At 62.3% G+C, this 1,896-nt stretch carries 1 protein-coding gene; it reads right to left on the reverse strand.

Going from position 1 to position 1,896, the window contains the following annotated elements; genetic code table 11:
- Positions 1-1,868 (reverse strand): condensation domain-containing protein (locus RY1_RS29185; protein ID WP_245820005.1); only part of this gene is annotated, 1,868 nt, incomplete at its 3' end.
- Between the last annotated feature and the right edge of the window lie 28 nt (positions 1,869-1,896).

Below are 1,896 nucleotides of genomic sequence, written 5' to 3' on the forward strand. Positions count from 1 at the left end.
CCGCTGAACGAGGTGAGCCTGGTATCGGCAGGCCCGGCGACGAACTGTGCCGCACTCTGGATCGCAGCCGCGAAACGCTCGACGGTCAACTTCAGGTACAACTCGTTCGCATATTCGATCTCCACCAGTATCTCGGTGCCGAGATCGTAGACGGTCACGTCGAGATCGGTCTTCACCGTTTCGAGCCGAACGTCTTCGGTCGAGCCACTGTCGACCGGCTCGTCCGTGAAGAGCGTGTCACCGGCGTCGACCGTCCCGTCGAAGGGAACGTAGGTGAGCAGGTTCTGAAAGATCGGTGTGATCGAGGAATGTCGCTCGACACCCAACGCACGAACGATCTGTTCGAACGGCGCCGACTGCCCCTCCAACCCGTCGAGAACACGAGATCTGAACGACGCAACGAGTTCACCGATCGTCGGACTGCCGACGATCGTGTGACGGAACGGCAGGGTGTTGACGAAGTAACCGACGACCTTGTCCAGGTCGGAATCGGTACGCCCCGCAACCGGAGACGCGATCACCACGTCGTTGCCCGCGCCCATGGCGCGCAGCGCCAACGCGGTGATCACATGCAGCAGAACGAAAACCGACGTGTTGGACGCCGACGCCGTCGCACGAAGTGCCTCAGCGGTGCCGACCGGAATCGTGCAGGACACCATGCCAGCCGACCAACGCGGGTTCGCCGGCCTCGGACGATCGACGGGAATGCCGCTCAGCGGCGGTGCGCCGTCGAGTACGCCTGTCCAATACTGCAGTTGGGAGCTGATCAGCGATCCTGGCTCGTCCACACTTCCCAGAACTGCACGCTGCCAGAGAGCGAACTCCGGGTACTGCACCGCAAGCGGCTCGAACTGCGGAGCCTGCCCCTGGGCGCGATATTCGTACGCGAAGGCGAGGTCGTTCATGAACGTCGGTATCGACCACTCGTCGATAGCGCTGTGGTGAATACCCATGTAGAGCGAGGCGCCTGCACCACCGACGACGATCGTCCCGCGGATCGGCAGGTCGCGTGACAACACGACCGGGGCGTTGACGATTCGCTCGACGACCGATCGAACACTGACCTCTGATTCCCGAACGACCTCGACCAGAGTGTCCGGGATCGATTCGGGTGCAACGATATCCATCCGGACACGTACGACGTCGTCGGGCAGCAGCCTCGTCCGTAGAGCTTCGTGTCGCCTGACCACATCCGCCACAGCAGTGGCGAACGCGTGGACGTCGACGCCTGCTGCGAGCCGGTGTACGACGGGAACGATGTACTGGTCGCTGCCACCCATGAGTTCCTCGACGACCCATAATGAAGCCTGCCCGTGGGACGCCGGAATCACCTCGGTGCGGACCATGTCGCCGACACGCTCGATCGCCGTCGCCTGTGCCTCGCCCAGCTGCGAGATATGTTCGGCGAGCCCTGCAATCGTCGGGTTTTCGAACACGACCCGGACCGAGACCGCCAGCTCGAGGGCTGAATTGATCCTCGATGCCAACCTCGTCGCGCGCAGTGAGTCTCCACCGATCTCGAAGAAGTTGTCCGTCAGCGAGACCGATCCAGGATCGGTGTAGCCAAGAACGTGCAGAAATACCGCGTGCAGTTGTGCTTCGACCTCGGTCATCGAGTCGAGATCGGCTACCGCCTCTCGACGTTGCGGTCGTGGCAGCAGCTTGTGATCGATCTTTCCGCTTCCGGTCAACGGCAACTCGTCGATACGGACTACGAAGCTCGGCACCATATGACGCGGCAAAGTCTTGCCCACATGCTTTTGCACGGTCGTCGTGTCGAAACCCTCGTCGGCCACCACGTACGCGATGAGAGATCGGACGTCGGAATCGGGGTCGACCGTGTCGGCCACGACGGTGGCTGCGGACACGCCTTGGCACCGTTGGACCACGGATGTC

It is taken from the genome of Rhodococcus yunnanensis NBRC 103083, assembly GCF_001895005.1.
Lineage (GTDB): Bacteria > Actinomycetota > Actinomycetes > Mycobacteriales > Mycobacteriaceae > Rhodococcoides > Rhodococcoides yunnanense.